This is a genomic window from Margalitia sp. FSL K6-0131 (genome assembly GCF_038008735.1).
Classification (GTDB): Bacteria; Bacillota; Bacilli; order Bacillales; family Bacillaceae_C; genus Margalitia; species Margalitia shackletonii.
Genome location: NZ_JBBOZS010000001.1, coordinates 4,492,755 through 4,507,654, shown reverse-complemented (window position 1 = coordinate 4,507,654; position 14,900 = coordinate 4,492,755). Strand labels below are relative to the sequence as shown.

The following is a 14,900-nucleotide window of genomic DNA, read 5'->3' as shown; positions in this document are numbered from 1 at the left end:
CTTCATCTATAGGATTGAGGCTCTTTTCTTTTGTCCTTTTTCATAAAGGGGCGGTGTTTATGCGGAAACTGAAGAAATATAAGCCGACCGCCTTTATAGCTGATGGTTCATATTACGATGAGGATGCTGCTGATTACGCTGTAGCTTTTATCGAAGCACTCTCCCATACGAAAGGTTTATGGGCAGGTAAGCCTTTTGAACTTATCGATTGGCAGGAGCAAATAATCCGTGATTTATTCGGAATTTTAAAGCCAGATGGATATCGGCAGTTTAACACTGCTTATGTAGAGATACCTAAAAAGATGGGAAAAAGCGAGCTTGCCGCAGCAATTGCGCTTCTCCTCACTTGCGGTGATGGTGAAGAACGGGCAGAGGTGTACGGTTGTGCCGCTGACCGCCAGCAGGCATCAATTGTATTTGAAGTAGCAGCCGATATGGTGCGGATGTGTCCAGCGCTGAATAAACGAGTAAAGTTGCTTGCTTCAACTAAGCGATTGGTGTACCTGCCGACCAACAGCTTCTATCAGGTATTGTCGGCTGAAGCCTACTCCAAACACGGCTTCAATATACATGGTGTTGTTTTTGATGAACTTCATACTCAGCCAAATCGGAAACTATTTGATGTTATGACGAAAGGATCTGGGGATGCAAGGACCCAACCGCTGTATTTTCTTATCACCACTGCGGGGACGGATACTCAGAGTATCTGCTACGAAACACACCAAAAAGCGGTTGATATTATTGAGGGCAGAAAATACGACCCTACCTTTTATCCCGTAATCTATGGTGCCAAAGAAGAGGATGATTGGACAGATCCAAAAGTGTGGAAGAAAGCAAATCCAAGCTTGGGAATTACGGTGGGGATTGACAAGGTAAGGGCTGCTTGTGAAAGTGCAAAGCAGAACCCAGCTGAGGAAAATAGCTTCCGGCAATTGCGCTTGAATCAATGGGTTAAACAGTCTGTCCGTTGGATGCCAATGGCAAAATGGGATGCCTGTGCATTTCCGGTTATACCAGAAAGTCTTGAAGGGCGGGTATGTTACGGTGGGCTGGACTTATCTTCCACAACAGACATTACAGCCTTTGTATTGGTATTCCCCCCAGAGGATGAAACAGATAAATACACCGTTATCCCGTATTTTTGGATGCCAGAGGACAACATTGACCTCCGAGTTCGACGGGACCATGTGCAATACGACCTCTGGGAGAAGCAGGGGCATATTTTAACCACAGAAGGAAATGTAGTGCATTACGGCTTCATTGAGCGGTTTATTGAAGAATTGGGAGAAAAGTATAACATTCGAGAAATTGCTTTTGACCGCTGGGGGGCTGTTCAAATGGTTCAGAACCTTGAAGGGTTAGGCTTTACTGTAGTTCCATTCGGTCAAGGCTTTAAGGATATGTCACCACCAACCAAAGAACTGATGAAATTGACATTAGAAGAAAGAATAGCACACGGTGGACATCCAGTACTTCGGTGGATGATGGACAACATCTTTATAAAAACTGATCCTGCAGGCAACGTGAAGCCAGACAAGGAAAAAAGTACAGAAAAAATAGATGGTGCGGTAGCGACTATCATGGCACTTGACCGTGCCATCCGTTGCGGCTCAGGTAATAGTGGAGATTCGGTATATGACGAGAGAGGTCTATTTATCTTGTGATGGGAACAATGTGTTTTTCAATCCTCTCTATTGGTCTCCCTGTTGAGGCATACGATGTCGCATTTTTAAAGATGTCTTGATCAGTTGATTGTGGGAGGCGCTTCTTTTTTGCGGGTTCGAGTCCCAATGGGGAAAGTGCCACTGATATCATTCTCCCAATTACCTGCTTAACGGTATCGTTTGTGATATCAATATCGCATTCGGGTTGCGATGTGCAGAAATCTACAATCTGTGAAGCGATAGCTACAAGAGCTGGAATATCTGAAGCAGATAAATCGGCCATTTTTATCCGATTTTGCTCATCCCAGATGATTGTATCGTAGATTTCGCGAGCTGCTTGACTGTCTTTTACCACCGAGCAAGTAGGGTGTGTCTTAACAAAGTCATCAAAGTTCATAAAAGTATTCTCCTTTATAAGTATTAGGACGTAATAATGCGTCCTTATATTTATAAGGATAACATTTTACGTCCTTGAGGTCAATGCCTAATTTTTTATTCGGAGGTGACGCCTATGAATCTAATAAAAGGACTGTTTCGGTCAAGAGACAAACCACAAAACCGTGTGGGCGGTGCATTTTCATTCCTGTTTGGTGGAACGACATCTGGCAAAATGGTAAATGAGCGTACTGCTATGCAGGCAACGGCAGTGTATGCCTGCGTAAGAATACTAGCTGAAGCAATAGCGGGACTGCCACTACATGTATATAGATATCGTCCTGATGGAGGTAAAGAAAAGATTCCTTTCCACCCGTTGTATTATCTTCTTCATGACGAACCAAACCCAGAGATGACTTCATTCGTGTTTCGAGAAACACTGATGAGTCATCTTTTACTTTGGGGTAATGCCTATGCACAGGTGGTTCGAAACGGACGAGGTCAGGCAGTTGCACTTTATCCCCTACTCCCCAACAAGATGGAAGTCAGTCGAGCATCAAACGGCGAGCTGGTTTATACCTACTATCGTGATACTGATGAAAGTGGTCTAAACCCAAAAGGTGGCTATGTCACACTCCGTAAAGATGAAGTTCTTCACATACCAGGCTTAGGTTTTGATGGACTCATTGGCTATAGCCCTATCGCTATGGCAAAAAATGCAATCGGTATGTCACTTGCTACTGAAGAGTACGGTGCGGCATTCTTTGCCAATGGTGCTAATCCTGGAGGTGTGCTGGAACATCCAGGTGTAATCAAGGACATTCAGAGGGTTAAGGATAGCTGGAACAGCGCCTACCAAGGCACAGGCAATGCTCATAAAATCGCCGTACTGGAAGAGGGCATGAAGTTTCAAGCCATCGGTATCCCGCCGGAACAGGCGCAATTTTTAGAAACACGTAAATTCCAAATCAATGAGATTGCGAGGATTTTCCGTGTGCCACCCCATATGGTGGGAGATTTAGAGAAATCCAGTTTCTCCAATATCGAGCAACAGTCTTTGGAGTTTGTAAAATACACCCTTGATCCGTGGGTGGTGCGATGGGAACAAAGTCTTCAGCAATCCCTTATTTTACCTTCTGAGAAAACAGCACTGTTTATCAAGTTCAATTTGGATGGGCTGCTCCGCGGTGACTACCAAAGCCGTATGAATGGCTATGCTGTCGGTCGGCAAAACGGCTGGATGTCAGCCAACGATATCCGTGAACTGGAGGACATGAATCGTATTCCAGCCGAGGAAGGCGGCGATTTATATCTAGTTAACGGAAATATGACAAAACTGGCTGACGCAGGAGCGTTTGCCAAAACCAAAGGAGGTCAGTAAATGAGGAAGTTTTGGAACTGGGTGCGAGATTCTGATGAAGAGCGCACTCTCTATCTAAACGGAGTAATATCCGAGGAAACTTGGTGGGGTGATGAGGTCACACCTAAGATGTTCAAAGATGAATTGTTGGCAGGTGCTGGAGATATCACAGTTTGGATTAACTCCCCCGGTGGTGATGTATTTGTAGCAGCACAGATTTACAACATGCTAATGGAGTATACCGGAAAAATCACTGTAAAAATTGATGGGCTTGCCGCAAGTGCTGCATCCGTTATTGCAATGGCTGGTGGAGATGTATATATGTCCCCGGTTTCCATGCTTATGATCCATAATCCGTCGACCGTTGCTATCGGTGACAGTGAGGAAATGCTGCGAGCAAAGGCTCTATTGGATGAGGTCAAGGAAAGTATTATTAATGCCTATGAGTTAAAGACGGGTCTTTCCCGCACAAAACTCTCCCATCTGATGGACGCAGAATCATGGATGAATGCAAATAAAGCCATTGAACTAGGTTTTGCAGACAAGATCATGTTCATGGAAAGTGAAACACCGGATTTGACGGATAGTCTTATCTTTAGCAGGATGGCGGTTACTAACTCACTTATTAGCAAATTGCCAAAGCAAGCAAAATCGAAAACGGGTACCCCAATCGAGTCGCTGGATAAGCGGCTTTCTTTAATTTTGCACTAATTTAAAGGAGGAAAAAACAATGAGTAAAATTCTTGAATTGCGCGAGAAACGCGCGAAAGCATGGGACGCAGCAAAGGCATTTCTTGATTCAAAACGTGGCGGAGACGGGCTTTTATCCGCTGAGGACACCGCTACCTACGACAAGATGGAAGCCGATGTGGTGGCACTTGGTAAAGAAATCGAGCGCTTGGAACGTCAGACAACCATTGATATGGAATTGTCGAAAGCAACCAGTAATCCTATTACTAACGAACCTACAAGAACCGGAGAGGAAAAAACAGGTCGTGCGAGCGCTGAATATAGAAAGGCTTTCTGGAACGCTATGCGTGACAAGGGTGGCTATGAAGTCAGAAATGCTCTGCAAATTGGTACCGACTCCGAGGGCGGATACCTTGTACCGGATGAATTTGAGAGAACCCTTGTGGAAGCGTTGGAAGAAGAGAATATCTTCCGAAGACTCGCCAATGTTATCACAACCTCTTCCGGCGATCGCAAAATCCCCGTTGTTGCAAGCAAAGGAACGGCAAGCTGGGTAGATGAAGAAGGGGTTATTCCTGAGAGTGATGACAGTTTCGGACAGGTATCCATTGGTGCCTATAAACTGGCAACGATGATTAAAGTTTCCGAGGAACTGCTAAACGATTCAGTGTTCAATCTTGAAAATTACATCACTAAGGAATTTGCACGTCGTATCGGCAACAAGGAAGAGGAAGCCTTCTTCGTAGGTGACGGCACAGGAAAACCGACAGGAATCCTAAATGCTACAGGTGGCGGACAAGTCGGTATTACTACAGCAAGCGCTACCGCTATCACACTGGATGAAGTATTAGATTTGTTCTACAGCTTGAAAGCACCATACCGCAATAAGGCAGTATTTGTAATGAATGACTCCACTATTAAGGCTATCCGTAAATTGAAAGACGGTAATGGGCAGTACCTCTGGCAGCCATCTATCCAGGCGGGAACACCTGATACTATACTTAACCGTCCGCTGTACACCTCGGCATATGTCCCAGCCATTGCGGCAGGGGCAAAGACCGTGGTATTCGGTGACTTTAGCTATTACTGGGTAGCTGACCGTCAGGGAAGAGTATTCAAGCGTTTAAATGAACTCTTTGCTGCTACAGGTCAGGTAGGTTTCATTGCTACCCAGCGTGTTGACGGAAAATTGATTCTGCCAGAGGCCGTAAAGGTACTCCAGCAGAAAGCTTAACGGAGGTGCTTTTATGAGTTATAACACGAAGAACTACATGGAACAGGGCGGTGAAAAGTGGGTCATCGGCGGCACACTGGAAATCTTACCGGAAGCTTCAGTAATGGGGCTTCCGGCTGCCGAAAACCAGAGAAACAGTACTGCTGCCGATGTAGCCGGTCTGGTCACAGACTTTAATGCCCTGCTCGCTAAACTGAAAGCGGCGGGGCTTATGGTGGCCGACTAAGGTGGAATGTAAAGGAGGTTGGTGGTATGGCAGTAGCAGATAATCTTTTACCGAAAGTCAAGGCGAACTTAATCCTAACCCATGACCAGGATGATACTCTTCTTATTGGATTCATCACCGCTACAGTCTCATATGCACAGAGCTATCAGCACGTTCCTGAAAACTATTATGAAACCCATGTCATGCCGCCTACGACAGAACAAGCTGTGATTATGTTGTCGAGCCATTTCTATGAAAGCAGGGATGGCTCGACGGCGGGCTTTTTCGCAGATAGCGTACAGGCAGGGCAACAAGTATGGAACACGGTGAACTTACTTCTGAGGCTTGACCGAGAGTGGGGTGTTTGATATGAGCTTTGGGAAAATGAACACTTTCATCGATATCATCAGCACAGTGCCCATCAAGGACGAGGAAGGCTTCGCCATTACAGGTGACAACATACTCGCTAGTATACGTGCCTACAAGGAAGACCGGCACGGCAGTGAGCGATGGACGAATATGGCATCATTTTCCTCTGCATCTTCACTGTTTAGGTTTAGAAAAATCTCTGGACTTAAGGTTACAACCGAAATGGCCATCGTCTGTGATGATGGCAGATACCAGATTTTAAGTGTAGAGGATGTAAGAAGTCGTGGAATGTATGTTGAGGTTTTAGCGGAAAAACTGGAACCTACTGTGAGGTGATGGATATGGCAAAAATCGATGTAAAGATGCCAGAGGACTTTCTATTAAAGGTATCTCGGCTGGCTGATCAGACCGACGTGATCATCCCCAAGGTGTTAGAAGTCGGAGGTGCAGTGGTGCTTAATAAAGTCAAAGGAAATCTACGCATGGTGATTGGTAAAAACACAAAGTACCCTTCCAAATCTACGGGAGAACTGCTTTCTTCCCTTGGCGTCACGTCTGCTAAGCAAGATAGAAATGGCAACTATAATGTAAAAGTGGGCTTTGCAGAGCTGCGCTCGGATGGCGGGAGCAATGCCAAAATCGCCAACATCATCGAATACGGCAAGCACGGTCAGCCTGCTAAACCATTCCTAAAACCCGCAAAATCCACCAGCAGAAAACCGTGTATCGAAGCGATGACAGCAAAGCTGGAACAGGAGGTAAGTCAGATATGAACTTACTTTCAGACTTAAATCAAATCTTGGGAACACTGGGACTCCCAATTGAAACCGGGGTGTTCAGCGGGGTGCCACCCAACGAATATCTGGTTATTACCCCGCTAACGGATACTTTCGAAGTTTTTGCAGACAACCGTCCTCATCATGAGATTCAGGAGGCGCGGTTGTCTTTGTTTATTAAAGGGAATTACATTGCTCGCAAAAATCAGGTGGTTAAGGTGTTATTGGCAGCAGACTTCACCATCACCGAGCGCCGGTATATTGGCCACGAGGACGATACCGGCTATCACCATTACGTAATAGATGTGGCCAAAGAATACACAGTTAAGGAGGAATGAAATATGGCAACGATAGGTCTTGACAGGCTGTACTATGCCAAAATCACCGAAGCTGAAGATGGTGAGGAAACCTATGGTATTCCAATCCCACTTGCCAAAGCAATTTCGGCAGAGCTTTCCATCGAATTAGCTGAGGCGGTTCTCTATGCTGACGATGGTGCGGCGGAGGTAATCAAGGACTTTAAATCCGGCAAGCTCTCTTTGGGCGTGGACGATATCGGCGTAACCGCCGCACGGGATCTTACGGGAGCGGTTACGGATGACAACGGGGTGCTAATTTCGGCAAGTGAAAATGCTGGTGCGGCAGTGGCGGTTGGCTTTCGGGCCTTAAAGCCTGATGGCAAGTACCGCTATTTTTGGTTGTATAAAGTTAAATTCGGCATCCCTGCAACGAATCTGCAGACCAAGGGAGATAGCATCACATTCCAAACCCCGACCATCGAAGGTACGGTTATGCGAAGAAACAAACTAGATGGCCTTGGTAAACACCCTTGGAAAGCAGAAGTAACTGATGGCAGTGCAGGTGTGTCTACTGAGACGATTACCGGCTGGTTTGGAAAGGTGTACGAACCAGTTTATGCTGTGATACCGCCCAGCGGCGAATAAAGACTGAAAGGAGAAGTGTTTAAATGAATATCGATAGAAGCGCCGTTATTAATATAGCCGGCAAAGAGTATGAACTGATTCTAACCACTCGTGCAACAAAAATGATTGCCAGCCGTTATGGAGGCCTTGAAAACCTAGGGGAAAAACTGATGAAAACCGAGAACTTTGAAATGGCTCTGGATGAAATCGTGTGGCTTTTAACGCTTTTAGCCAACCAGTCCATCCTTATTCGTAACCTCAAAAATAAGGATAAACCTGAGGATTTGCTTACAGAGGACGAGGTGGAACTTCTCACTTCGCCGCTAGACTTGGCGGCATATAAAAATGCAATCACCGAAGCAATGTTCAAAGGTACAAAGCGCAATGTGGAAAGTGAGGATGAAACTCCAAAAAACGTGGAAGTCGGGTAACGGATGAGGAAGTCTTTACCCGGCTTCTTTATTATGGAACAGTTCAGATGGGTATGAGTGCGGAAGGATTCTGGCTTATGCCCATCGGTCTGTTTCTTGACCTCTGGGCCTGCCATAAGCAATTTATTGGCATTGAAAAGCCCAGGGAAAATCGAACGATTGACGATATTATACCGCCCGGCATTTAGGAGGAGGTGATGGCATGGCGGACAATTTTGGGTTAAAAATCGGTATTGAGGGAGAGAAGGAGTTTAAAAAGGCTCTCTCGGACATCAATCAGGCTTTCAAGGTTCTAGGTAGCGAAATGACCCTTGTGACCAGTCAGTTTGATAAAAATGATAAATCCGTACAGGCGGTTACTGCCCGTAACGCGGTTTTGAATAAGGAAATCGACGCACAGAAAGAAAAGATTTCTACCCTTAAGGCTGCGCTGGATAACGCCTCCTCCTCTTTTGGTGAGAACGACCGGCGCACACAGAACTGGCAAATACAACTTAATAAAGCGCAAGCGGAATTAAACGGCATGGAAAAGGAACTTGAGGAAAACAACAAAACCCTGCGCGACCATGCAGACAGCACAGATGATAGTGCGCAGAATATGGAAGATGCCTCCGAAGCCGCTGATAACCTTGCCGACAACGTGGACAATCTCGGCGGTGAGATGGACGATGCGGGTAAAAAGACATCCGTATTTGGCGATATGCTGAAAGCCAACCTCATATCCGAAGCGATTATCGGCGGCATTAAAGCACTGGGCAGTGCCATCGCCGGAATCGGTAAAGCCTTTGTCGGAGCGATGAAGGAAGGTGTTGAGTATAACTCCCAAATGGAAAGCTACACCGCTTCCTTTACTACTATGCTGGGCGATCAGGCGAAAGCGCAGAGGCTTGTCAACGATCTGAAAAAGGAAGCTGCCTCCACACCGTTCGGCATGCAAGATTTGGCGCAGTCGATGCAAGTTTTGATGAGTTTCGGTATGTCTGTGGAGGATGCCCAAAAACACTTGAAAGAACTAGGCGACATTTCTCAAGGTGATGCAGAAAAATTTAAAAGTCTGACGCTCGCCTTTGCACAGATGTCCTCCACAGGCAAGCTGACGGGGCAAGACCTTATGCAGATGATTAACGCAGGATTTAATCCGCTGGAGGAAATTTCTCGAAAGACGGGAAAATCCATCGGTGAACTCAAAGATGAGATGTCCAAGGGGGCTATTTCCGCGGATATGGTTGCCGATGCCTTTGCTTCCGCTACTGCAGAGGGCGGGCGGTTCTATGGGGCGATGGAAACGCAGTCAAAGACCTTCGCTGGGCAGATGTCAACTTTGAAGGATAACGTGGCATCCCTGAAAGGCCAGCTTGCCGAAGGACTGACTAGTATGCTCTCTGGTACGGTGCTCCCGATGGTGAATGGCTGGGTTGGCGAACTTTCCGAAGCCTTTGAGAAGGACGGTGTGCGTGGACTGATTGATGCTTTCGGCGGCATATTGCAGGAGGCCGTAAAGTTTATCTCGGATCAGCTTCCAATAGTGGTTGATATGGCTTCTCAGATTATCATTTCCCTGGTGCAGGGTTTGACTGCCGCACTTCCGCAGATCACCGAAGCTGCCGTACTCCTTTTGATGACGCTGGTGAATGGTCTTATTACTGCTTTGCCTGCGCTTACCACAGCCGCAATGCAGATGATTGGCACAATCGTCAGTGGTATAGCAGAAGCCCTACCGCAATTGATACCTGCTGCCGTGTCCGCTGTGATGCAAATTGTCCAGGGATTAATTGAAAATCTACCCCTGATTCTGGATGCGGCCTTGCAGTTGATTATTGGATTGGCACAAGGACTAGTGGAGGCGATACCTCAGCTTATTTCGGCTCTTCCTGCCATCATATTTGCGCTGGTGGATTTTCTGATTAATTCCATCCCTCAGATTATCGATGCAGGCATCAAATTACTGACTTCACTGGTGACGGCACTGCCCACCATCATCATTGCGATAGTGGAAGCGATCCCGAAAATCATCGATAGCATTATAGGTGCGGTTATTGGGTCGATTCCCATGATTATTGATGCGGGCATCCGGCTTCTGGTTTCGCTGATTCAGGCACTCCCACAGATTATAACCACTGTAGTTACTGCGATTCCCAAAATCGTAACCTCGCTGGTAAATGCAATTGTCGGCAACATCGATAAAATCATTCTCGCGGGCGTTCAACTTTTTGTCGCGCTGATTGCAAACCTGCCAACAATTATCGTTGAGGTGGTTAAGGCGGTGCCGCAGATCATGGCGGGGGTGGTCAAAGCTTTTACAGGGTATACAAGCCAAATGGCCCAGGTAGGCGGAAACCTGATCAAAGGGCTGTGGCAGGGTATTTCGGATGCGGGTGCATGGTTGTGGAACAAAATCTCCGGCTTTTTTGGAAACGTGGTGTCGCGAATCAAAGACTTCTTCGGCATTCATTCCCCGTCAACCCTTTTCGCCGGGATTGGTCGCAATATGGGTGAAGGTATCGGTGTGGGCTTCGAGGATGCGATGGCTACGGTTTCAAGGGATATGCAAAATGCCATTCCTACCCGATTTGATATGAATTCCAGCGACATATCCGGTCAGAGGGGCAACTATGCTGTCGGCACGAGTATTACACAGAACATCTCGGTAGTAACGCCAAAAGCCCTGTCCGAAAAGGAACTGGCGCGGGAGTTCAGAAACTTGTCGCGTAAGCTGGCACTTGAATTTTAAAGGAGGGAGCGGCTATGGAACTTACCTATATTAACGCGTCAGGCGAACGCCTTATTCTGCGTCAGACAAGGCCGTTTTTCCTGACGAGAATCGATGGTGCTGGACGAACCCGGCAGACAATCAATACTTTCCAAGCGCCAGAACAGGATGGCGCTTTTTATATATCATCCACGCTGGATATGCGTAACATCACTCTAGAGGGAACCGTGTCGGCATCTACAATCGACGAAGCCTATACTCACAGGAAGCGGTTTTTGCGTATCTTTGCACCAAAGCAACAAGGGACATTGATTTACCGGGGGCGGCAGATCTCCTGTGTCGTGGAGGAAGCTGGATTTACCGCTTCTGTCAGGGAGCGCGGCCCGAACTTCTTTGTTAGCCTGTTCTGCCCGTCGCCGTTCTTTGAGACACTTGATGAGGTGCGAGCGGAGCTTGCTAGGTGGACACCCAGGCTGCATTTTAAGCTGCAGATCCCGGTAGGCGGCATTGAGTTCGGTTCACGACAGCCCAGCCAGATTATTACGGTGGATAATATCGGCGATGTTTCCTGCGGGTGCCTGATTGTGTTCAGGGCACTCGGGACGGTTACGAACCCGGAACTTTTGAATTTGAACACCGGGGAATATATTCGGCTGAACACCACCATGGGTGCGGGCGATGAACTGCGGGTATATACCCACTTCGCTGGAAAGCATGTCACCAGCGTGACTGGCGGTACCGAAATAAATGCCTTCTCCTTACTGGATATCGGCTCAACCTTTTTGCAGCTGGCGGCGGGGCGTAATCTCCTTAGGTATGATGCCGAAACGAATATGGATTTGTTGGAGGTCACCCTGTACTATCGTCCACAGTTTTTGGGGGTATGAATATGGAACTGTATATCTTTGATGAGGATCGAGAACTTGCTGGTGTTGTGGAATCCTTCGAATATCTTCGCTGGACACGACGCTATTTTCAGTGTGGTTCTTTTGAGCTAAAGGCAATTGCTACTGCTGAAAATCTATCGCTTTTAATACTGGGTAATATTCTGTGGAAGAGCGAAGATGAGGAAGCTGGAATTATCGAATATGTAGAGATGTCGCAAGCAGACAGGGAAATCATCACTGTTAGCGGTCGGTTTGCCACATCCTATCTCTCTCGCCGCATTATATGGGGTACAGAAATCCTAAACGGCGGATTGTCCACTTGCGTCGGTCAACTTCTGACTAACCACCTAATCAGTCCAGGTAACACTGACCGGGAAATCAGCTTTGTCTCTTATGCGGATGATAGCATTACAGATTCCGTCAGTACGCAAATCTCCTACCGAAACCTTATGGATGCGGTTACCGGGCTGTGTGAAGTGGCGGATACGGGGATTAAGACGGTGTTTAGCCCTACTACAAAGAATTTTACAGTACGACTTTATAAGGGGGCACTGTCTCAGGCTATCTTTTCCAAGGAGTATGAGAATCTGATATCCCAGATCTATACTCAAAGCGTCGTAAATTATGCCAATGTTGCTTTGGTTGGCGGAGAAGGCGAAGGTGTGGATCGAGTGTTTGCCGTTACCGGTGATGGATCGGGTGTTACTAGGCGGGAAACCTTTGTAGACGCCAAGGATTTAAGGTCGGAGGATTTCGGCGAGGAATATACGGTTGCTCTATTGTTTCGCGGGCAAAGCAAACTCAGTGAACTTTCAATGACTCAGTCCTTCGACGCAGCTGTGAATCCTCACGGAAACTTGAGGTACAAGATTGATTTTGATATCGGACAGACCGTCAAGGTTCTTTCAAAAAAGTGGGGTGTAACGCTAACCACGCGCATAACGGAGATAGAAGAAAGCTATGACAGTGATGGGCAGAGTTTAGGAATTACCTTCGGTAAGGGGGTTCTTACGCTGTTTCAAAGTTTGAAAGGAGAAAGATAAATGGAGAAAAGTGGTTTTTTTAACAGCAGTGGTGGGGACAGAGTCTATGACGCCGCCGATTTCGCTTCTTATTTTGGAAAGTTAGTATCAAACGGTATCTTCTATGCTACCGCAACGAACCTTCAGGTAACGGCAGCCAGCGGCATGTCGGTTAACGTGCTTGCGGGCAGCGCATGGATTAATGGATATTCGTATGAGAACACTGACATTCTGGAACTGGGGCTTGCCACCGCTGATGGAGTCAATCCCCGCATCGACCGTGTAGTTGTACGCTGGAGCGCGGTGAACCGGGAAATTCGATTGGCGGTACTAACAGGAACGGCGGCAGCTACCCCCATTCCTCCAGCAATGACAAGAAATGATGATGTATACGAACTGGTTTTAGCGGAGGTTACAGTGCCACAGGGGGCGGTATCAGTTACATCACAAAATATTACTGACACTCGGCTAAATGCCAACCAGTGTGGAACCGTCAATTCGCTAGTTACAGCGGTTTACGAATAAAAGGGGGTATTCTAAATGGCGGATATCAACGGTGTTACACTGAATGCAGGTAGCAGCCCAACTGTGAAATATACAATCACGTATACTAAGAGCCGTCCGAATAATAACCAGATGACTTACAACTTCACCATTTCAGCGGCACTTAGTTCTTCCGGTTCATATATTCACAGCGGTTATGCACTACTGTGTACCGTAACGGTTAATGGCTCATCCGCCCAAGTGCGCATCAAAGCGGCAGACGGTGATAACTGGGACGGTACCACACCGAGGCTTCGTTACGTTTCGGTGACCTGCACATCCACAACAGGAAATGCAGAGCAGGGTGTCCGCTTTCGTGTGATTTCAGATGGACGGCTGACACTGACATCCGGTGTCATTGATAACTCCAGTTATTCGGTGCTGAGTTCTCCGCTACTGATTACAGCCTGTGGTGCACCTACCTCGTGCTCGGTCAGCCCAACGGTCGGAGAAGGAAATGTCACCCTCTCCTGGAGTGGAGCATCCGACGGTACGAACAACAGCATCACTTCGTATGAAATCCAGTACAGCGAATCCAGTGATAACGTCACTTGGGGAAGCTGGACAGCACTTACAACGGTTACCACCTCCGCTACAAGCGGCAGCCTTTCGGTAGCACCTCCTGCCACGCGCGGGTATTATCGACGTTTTCAGGTGCGTACGCAAGGTTCTGCCGGTGCGAGTTATTATTCTGGGTGGAAGATTTCCGCAAATTCCGTTCGGAAGAACATCCCTCCCGAGCAGGCGACGGTATTGACCGCATCTCCAGCCGTGTACAGCACTGAACCTGTTACGATTACATGGAGCGGAGCCGCTGGAGGGACTAGCCCCATCAAGGGCTATATGATCGCGTGCAAGACTTCCACCAACAATGAAACATGGACAGGATGGACGGTACTAGAACACTTGGATCTGTCGGCTTCGAGTGGCAGCAGGACGGTTGCGGCTTCGAATGTCCCCGGAACCTACACGAGGTACGGACTCTGGACAATCGATACGCTGAATGTGTATTCAAGCGAACAGGTCAGTAATAGCATCCTGTGCGTTTCCGCTGCCAGCGCAACACCCGTAGTTACCGCACCAAAAGATGGAAGTGCCACCTATAACCACAATCCGAGGTTTTTAATTTCTACAGGTTCGCAGCCAAACTCGCAGGTAGTGTGCGTGAAGATCGGCTCTGGCATCTGGCAGGACAGCGTCAACAATCCAGAGTTGTTCTCAGCGAGAGGAACTATCGGGAAAAATACCAGTGTCATTTTCCGTGCGGAGAATCAGATTCCCGGGGTTAAACTCATAACCATCAGGTGCTTGAACCAGGACTTCGCTGCTCCAAGCAGCGATGTAAGCCGCACCTTCACGCTACTCCCGTCTCCGTTTGAAACGATATCGGCCAACGAAACGAAGGTGAAGGCAAAACATATCACGGCTTTGCGAACCGCCGCCAACACTGTGCGTGATTATTACAGACTTCCGACTTTCAGTTGGAGCGAGTCAATCATGGCGGGAAAAACCTATGTGAAGAACTGGCCATTTCACATTCTTGAAATCCGGCGGGCACTTGAGCCGGTAATTGATTTAATCAATCAGTTTGATTCTGGTTCCGCCTTTGACGTGCCGGAGGTGAATTGGGAGCAGATCGGAAACGGCCGGCCGAAAGCGGCGGTTATGAACCAGCTGCAAGAATTAATTTTAGCGCTTTAGATATCTCTTG

Annotated in this window: 17 protein-coding genes; 16 read left to right on the top strand and 1 reads right to left on the bottom strand. The window is 47.5% G+C overall.

The features are described from left to right. The first annotated feature begins 59 nt into the window (after nt 1–59). On the top strand, nt 60–1,664 hold the full coding sequence (locus NSQ59_RS22070) for a terminase large subunit (RefSeq protein ID WP_340832780.1): 1,605 nt from the start codon (nt 60–62) through the stop codon (nt 1,662–1,664). Here the strand turns inward: NSQ59_RS22070 and NSQ59_RS22065 are convergent. Beyond that, on the bottom strand, nt 1,654–2,061 hold the full coding sequence (locus NSQ59_RS22065) for a hypothetical protein (RefSeq protein ID WP_340832779.1): 408 nt from the start codon (nt 2,059–2,061) through the stop codon (nt 1,654–1,656). The genes NSQ59_RS22070 and NSQ59_RS22065 overlap by 11 nt on opposite strands. A 114-nt stretch (nt 2,062–2,175) precedes the next feature. Here NSQ59_RS22065 and NSQ59_RS22060 point away from each other — a divergent pair, with 114 nt between their 5' ends. The 15 genes from NSQ59_RS22060 (at nt 2,176) to NSQ59_RS21990 (ending at nt 14,890) form a co-directional block, all read left to right on the top strand. Then, a complete protein-coding gene (locus tag NSQ59_RS22060) occupies nt 2,176–3,420 on the top strand; it encodes a phage portal protein (RefSeq protein WP_340832778.1) in 1,245 nt (414 codons plus the stop codon). Then, the gene (locus NSQ59_RS22055) at nt 3,421–4,110 is read left to right on the top strand and encodes a head maturation protease, ClpP-related (protein WP_340832777.1); all 690 of its coding nucleotides are present in this window, start codon (nt 3,421–3,423) and stop codon (nt 4,108–4,110) included. 19 nt (nt 4,111–4,129) lie between these two features. Further along, on the top strand, nt 4,130–5,323 hold the full coding sequence (locus NSQ59_RS22050) for a phage major capsid protein (RefSeq protein WP_340832776.1): 1,194 nt from the start codon (nt 4,130–4,132) through the stop codon (nt 5,321–5,323). A gap of 13 nt (nt 5,324–5,336) precedes the next feature. Beyond that, a complete protein-coding gene (locus NSQ59_RS22045) occupies nt 5,337–5,549 on the top strand; it encodes a head fiber protein (RefSeq protein ID WP_340832775.1) in 213 nt (70 codons plus the stop codon). Between the two features lie 26 nt (nt 5,550–5,575). Beyond that, nucleotides 5,576–5,896 carry a head-tail connector protein gene (locus NSQ59_RS22040; RefSeq protein ID WP_340832774.1) on the top strand — a complete coding sequence of 107 codons (321 nt, stop codon included), beginning with the start codon at nt 5,576–5,578 and terminating at the stop codon, nt 5,894–5,896. Between the two features lies 1 nt (nt 5,897). Then, entirely contained in the window at nt 5,898–6,233 is a 336-nt protein-coding gene (locus NSQ59_RS22035) for a head-tail adaptor protein (protein ID WP_340832773.1), read from the top strand. Between the two features lie 5 nt (nt 6,234–6,238). Next, nucleotides 6,239–6,670, top strand: a complete 432-nt coding sequence (locus tag NSQ59_RS22030; protein ID WP_340832772.1) for an HK97 gp10 family phage protein — start codon at nt 6,239–6,241, stop codon at nt 6,668–6,670. After that, nucleotides 6,667–7,011 (top strand): hypothetical protein, encoded by a 345-nt coding sequence (locus NSQ59_RS22025; RefSeq protein ID WP_340832771.1) that lies wholly within the window; start codon nt 6,667–6,669, stop codon nt 7,009–7,011. The genes NSQ59_RS22030 and NSQ59_RS22025 overlap by 4 nt, the downstream gene beginning before the upstream one ends. Nucleotides 7,012–7,014: 3 nt before the next feature. Continuing rightward, the gene (locus NSQ59_RS22020; protein WP_340832770.1) at nt 7,015–7,617 is read left to right on the top strand and encodes a major tail protein; all 603 of its coding nucleotides are present in this window, start codon (nt 7,015–7,017) and stop codon (nt 7,615–7,617) included. Nucleotides 7,618–7,640: 23 nt separating this feature from the next. Beyond that, nucleotides 7,641–8,027 carry a hypothetical protein gene (locus NSQ59_RS22015; protein WP_340832769.1) on the top strand — a complete coding sequence of 129 codons (387 nt, stop codon included), beginning with the start codon at nt 7,641–7,643 and terminating at the stop codon, nt 8,025–8,027. A 202-nt stretch (nt 8,028–8,229) separates the two neighbouring features. Beyond that, a complete protein-coding gene (locus NSQ59_RS22010; protein ID WP_340832768.1) occupies nt 8,230–10,758 on the top strand; it encodes a phage tail protein in 2,529 nt (842 codons plus the stop codon). Between the two features lie 14 nt (nt 10,759–10,772). Next, nucleotides 10,773–11,624 (top strand): phage tail family protein, encoded by an 852-nt coding sequence (locus tag NSQ59_RS22005; RefSeq protein WP_340832767.1) that lies wholly within the window; start codon nt 10,773–10,775, stop codon nt 11,622–11,624. Nucleotides 11,625–11,626: 2 nt separating this feature from the next. Continuing rightward, nucleotides 11,627–12,667 carry a siphovirus ReqiPepy6 Gp37-like family protein gene (locus NSQ59_RS22000; protein WP_340832766.1) on the top strand — a complete coding sequence of 347 codons (1,041 nt, stop codon included), beginning with the start codon at nt 11,627–11,629 and terminating at the stop codon, nt 12,665–12,667. Then, a complete protein-coding gene (locus NSQ59_RS21995; RefSeq protein ID WP_340832765.1) occupies nt 12,668–13,171 on the top strand; it encodes a hypothetical protein in 504 nt (167 codons plus the stop codon). It abuts the gene before it with no gap. A 15-nt stretch (nt 13,172–13,186) separates the two neighbouring features. Then, on the top strand, nt 13,187–14,890 hold the full coding sequence (locus tag NSQ59_RS21990) for a fibronectin type III domain-containing protein (protein WP_340832764.1): 1,704 nt from the start codon (nt 13,187–13,189) through the stop codon (nt 14,888–14,890). Nucleotides 14,891–14,900 lie beyond the last annotated feature (10 nt).

Excerpts from the sequence above, each read along its gene's own strand:
- NSQ59_RS22040 (WP_340832774.1), top strand. The coding sequence starts at position 5,576 with ATGGCAGTAGCAGATAATCTTTTACCGAAAGTCAAGGCGAACTTAATC.
- NSQ59_RS22070 (WP_340832780.1), top strand. The coding sequence starts at position 60 with ATGCGGAAACTGAAGAAATATAAGCCGACCGCCTTTATAGCTGATGGT.
- NSQ59_RS22050 (WP_340832776.1), top strand. The coding sequence starts at position 4,130 with ATGAGTAAAATTCTTGAATTGCGCGAGAAACGCGCGAAAGCATGGGAC.
- NSQ59_RS22045 (WP_340832775.1), top strand. The coding sequence starts at position 5,337 with ATGAGTTATAACACGAAGAACTACATGGAACAGGGCGGTGAAAAGTGG.
- NSQ59_RS22060 (WP_340832778.1), top strand. The coding sequence starts at position 2,176 with ATGAATCTAATAAAAGGACTGTTTCGGTCAAGAGACAAACCACAAAAC.
- NSQ59_RS22065 (WP_340832779.1), bottom strand. The coding sequence starts at position 2,061 with ATGAACTTTGATGACTTTGTTAAGACACACCCTACTTGCTCGGTGGTA.
- NSQ59_RS22035 (WP_340832773.1), top strand. The coding sequence starts at position 5,898 with ATGAGCTTTGGGAAAATGAACACTTTCATCGATATCATCAGCACAGTG.
- NSQ59_RS22000 (WP_340832766.1), top strand. The coding sequence starts at position 11,627 with ATGGAACTGTATATCTTTGATGAGGATCGAGAACTTGCTGGTGTTGTG.
- NSQ59_RS22005 (WP_340832767.1), top strand. The coding sequence starts at position 10,773 with ATGGAACTTACCTATATTAACGCGTCAGGCGAACGCCTTATTCTGCGT.
- NSQ59_RS21995 (WP_340832765.1), top strand. The coding sequence starts at position 12,668 with ATGGAGAAAAGTGGTTTTTTTAACAGCAGTGGTGGGGACAGAGTCTAT.
- NSQ59_RS21990 (WP_340832764.1), top strand. The coding sequence starts at position 13,187 with ATGGCGGATATCAACGGTGTTACACTGAATGCAGGTAGCAGCCCAACT.
- NSQ59_RS22025 (WP_340832771.1), top strand. The coding sequence starts at position 6,667 with ATGAACTTACTTTCAGACTTAAATCAAATCTTGGGAACACTGGGACTC.
- NSQ59_RS22030 (WP_340832772.1), top strand. The coding sequence starts at position 6,239 with ATGGCAAAAATCGATGTAAAGATGCCAGAGGACTTTCTATTAAAGGTA.
- NSQ59_RS22055 (WP_340832777.1), top strand. The coding sequence starts at position 3,421 with ATGAGGAAGTTTTGGAACTGGGTGCGAGATTCTGATGAAGAGCGCACT.
- NSQ59_RS22015 (WP_340832769.1), top strand. The coding sequence starts at position 7,641 with ATGAATATCGATAGAAGCGCCGTTATTAATATAGCCGGCAAAGAGTAT.
- NSQ59_RS22010 (WP_340832768.1), top strand. The coding sequence starts at position 8,230 with ATGGCGGACAATTTTGGGTTAAAAATCGGTATTGAGGGAGAGAAGGAG.
- NSQ59_RS22020 (WP_340832770.1), top strand. The coding sequence starts at position 7,015 with ATGGCAACGATAGGTCTTGACAGGCTGTACTATGCCAAAATCACCGAA.